This window comes from Streptomyces sp. NPDC054847 (assembly GCF_053610925.1).
Genome location: NZ_JBSGZJ010000637.1, coordinates 1 through 3,019 on the forward strand (window position 1 = coordinate 1; position 3,019 = coordinate 3,019).

At 70.9% G+C, this 3,019-nt stretch carries 3 protein-coding genes; 1 reads left to right on the forward strand and 2 read right to left on the reverse strand.

The genetic code is table 11. From position 1 onward, the window contains the following. Window positions 1–22: 22 nt before the first annotated feature. Window positions 23–475 (reverse strand): Lrp/AsnC family transcriptional regulator, encoded by a 453-nt coding sequence (locus tag ACWGH4_RS33540; protein ID WP_005319952.1) that lies wholly within the window; start codon window positions 473–475, stop codon window positions 23–25. Window positions 476–569: 94 nt separating this feature from the next. Next, window positions 570–2,024 (reverse strand): amino acid permease, encoded by a 1,455-nt coding sequence (locus ACWGH4_RS33545; protein WP_453467503.1) that lies wholly within the window; start codon window positions 2,022–2,024, stop codon window positions 570–572. 367 nt (window positions 2,025–2,391) lie between these two features. On the opposite strand from ACWGH4_RS33545, the gene ACWGH4_RS33550 reads away from it, so the two are divergent. After that, window positions 2,392–2,793: an ATP-binding protein gene (locus ACWGH4_RS33550; protein WP_441265263.1), complete on the forward strand. Its 402-nt coding sequence runs from the start codon at window positions 2,392–2,394 to the stop codon at window positions 2,791–2,793. The last annotated feature ends 226 nt before the right edge of the window (window positions 2,794–3,019 follow it).

Sequence of the window (3,019 nt, forward strand, 5' to 3'; positions counted from 1 at the left end):
CCGCCCCGGGGAGCCGCGGGCGTTACGCGGGAGCGCCGGAGGAGAACCGCCGCAGCAGCGGGGAGAGCACCAGGACCGACTTGGTGCGCTCCACGAACGGCTCGCCCGCGATGCGTTCGAGCACCCGCTCGAAGTGGCGCATGTCGGAGGCGAAGACCTGGACGATCGCGTCCGCCTCACCGGTGACGGTGGAGGCGGACGCGATCTCCGGGTAGCGCTTGAGGCCGCGCTCGATCGCCTCGGGAGAGGTGTTGCGGCTGCAGAAGATCTCGATGAACCCCTCGGTCGCCCAACCCAGCGCCTTCGGGTCGACCCGCACGGTGAAACCGGTGATGGCGCCTTCCGCGCGCAGCCGGTCCACCCGTCGTTTCACCGCCGGGGCGGAGAGCCCCACCATCGAGCCGATGTCCGCGTAGGAGCGGCGGGCGTCCTCCGCCAGGGCATGGACGATGCGCTCGTCGAGGTCGTTCAGCAACTTTCACACCATGCTCGGTCCGTGCCGGGGAGCAGCGGCTCCCTGGTCAAGACAGTATCCATCAGGGATACGGGCGCGGGTCCCCGGCGCGGCCTCACCGCAGTGCGGACCTGCGCATGCCGTACCCGAAGTAGACGGCCAGGCCCACCACCATCCAGACCCCGAACACGATCCAGGTGATGGTGTCGAGGCTGAACATCATCCACACGCAGAACCCGAAGCCGATCACCGGGAAGAGCGGCGACAGCGGCACCCGGAAGGTCCGCTTCATGTCCGGGCGGGTCCGGCGCAGCACGACGACGGCCACGTTGACGAGCGCGAACGCGAACAGGGTGCCGATGCTCGTGGCGTCGGCCAGCCGGCCCAGCGGCACGGCGGCGGCGAGCACGCCGCAGAACAGCGAGACGATCACCGTGTTGGCCCGGGGAGCACCGCTCTTGGCGTGCACCCGGGAGAACACCTTGGGCACCAGACCGTCGCGCGACATGGCGAACAGGATGCGGGTCTGCCCGTACAGCACCGTCAGCACGACGCTGGCGATGGCGATGACGGCGCCCGCGGCGAGCAGCACGGCCCAGAAGCTCTGCCCGGTGACGTCCTCCATGATCCCGGCGAGCGCGGCCTCGGACTCGCCGAAGCCCTTCCAGGGGCGGGCGCCGACGGCGACGGCGGCGACCAGCACGTACAGCGCGGTGACGATCAGGAGGGACAGCATGATGGCGCGCGGCAGGTCACGCTGAGGGTTCTTGGCCTCCTCGCCGGCCGTGGAGGCGGCGTCGAAGCCGATGTACGAGAAGAACAGCGACGCTCCCGCGGCGCTCACGCCCGCCATGCCCAGCGGCATGAAGTTCTCGTAGTTGCCGCTGCGGAAGCCCTGGACGCCGACTGCGCAGAACAGCACCAGGGCGGCGATCTTCACCACGACCATGACGGTGTTGGCGCGGGCGCTCTCGCGGGCCCCGCCGAGCAGGAACACCATGGCGAGCAGCACGACGAGGAGGGCGGGCAGGTTGAAGAACCCGCCGTCGCCGGGCGGCGCCGACAGGGCCTCCGGGATGGTGACGCCGATGGTGCCTGCGAGGAGTTCGTTGAGGTACTCGCCCCAGCCGACCGCCACGGCGGCGACGGAGACCCCGTACTCGAGGATGAGACACCAGCCGCAGACCCAGGCGACGAGCTCGCCCATCGTGGCGTAGGCGTACGAGTAGGACGATCCGGAGACCGGGATGGTGCCGGCCAGCTCCGCGTACGAGAGGGCCGAGAAGAGCGCCGTCAGACCGGCGATCACGAACGAGACGGTGACGGCGGGGCCCGCCTCGGGAACCGCCTCGCCGAGCACGACGAAGATGCCGGTGCCGAGCGTGGCACCGATGCTGATCATGGTCAACTGCCACATGGACAGCGAACGGCGCAGCGCACCGCCCTCGCCCTGCCCGCCCTCCGCGACCAGCCGCTCGACCGGCTTCCTTCTCATCAGCCGGGCGCCGGTCCCCCGGCTCCTTTCGTTCGACGGCTCGGTCGTCGGTGGCGCTGCGCCTTGGTCCAGCACGTCGTTGGCTCCTTCATCGCTGCGGCTCGGCGGGGCGGCCCGACGGCGGCCCGCGGGCAGGCAGAAGAAGCCCGCGCATGGGTGGGGGAACCGCCGAGCAGACGGTCACCGCCACTCCTGGTACGGGGGTCGAGCCTACGAGTCCGCTGCTCACAGCCGTAATGCACCGTTGTTGCGCATCGGCGGACGATCATTGCGCGCTGACGGGAGGCGCGGGGAAACATTGCGCTCCGGTGAAACAGGAGTGTCATGACCGACCTCGGCCCGGGCACGCCCGAACCGCCGGAAACCCTGGCGCTCCCGTCGTTGTGTGAGATACCGGTGCGCGGGGTTGATACTCGCGCGACTTCTGGGTATGCGAGCGGTGATGAACGCACAGCCGCAGGTGGTGATCGAGGAATCGCCCCATCAGGAGAGCAGGCACAGCGCGGGCGCCCGTACGGCCACCGCGGAGTTCCTGCTGCAGCACTGCGCGTGGGCCGACGCCGACGCGGTGCTGCTCGTCGTCTCCGAACTGGTCACCAACGCCGTGCGCCACACCGCCGGCTGGTGGCGGCTGCGTCTGACGGTCGGACACGACACCCTGGTCGTCCAGATGGACGACTCCAGCCCGCTGCCACCGGTCCCCCGGCAGCCGGACCTCGCGGGCGGCGGCGGCTTCGGATGGCACATGGTGCAGCGGCTCGCCGGCTGCGTGGAGGTCCGTCAGGTCCCCCACGGCAAGAGCATCCGGGCGACATGGGCGCGCCCCGCCACGGCCGGCTGCTGACCGCCGCTCCCTCTTCCCTCCCGCACCCGCCACCGGCGACCTGAGGCCCTCGCACAGCACGGATCCGACGCGCACGACGGAGCGGACGCGTACAGGACGGACCGGATGCGCACGACGGACCGGACGCCACGGCGGACCCGAGGCGCACGACGGGCCGGAAAGCGGCGTCCTGGCGGACAGGACGCCGCTTCTCCCGTGGGGGGCTCCGGTCTCCTGAGGGTCCGGG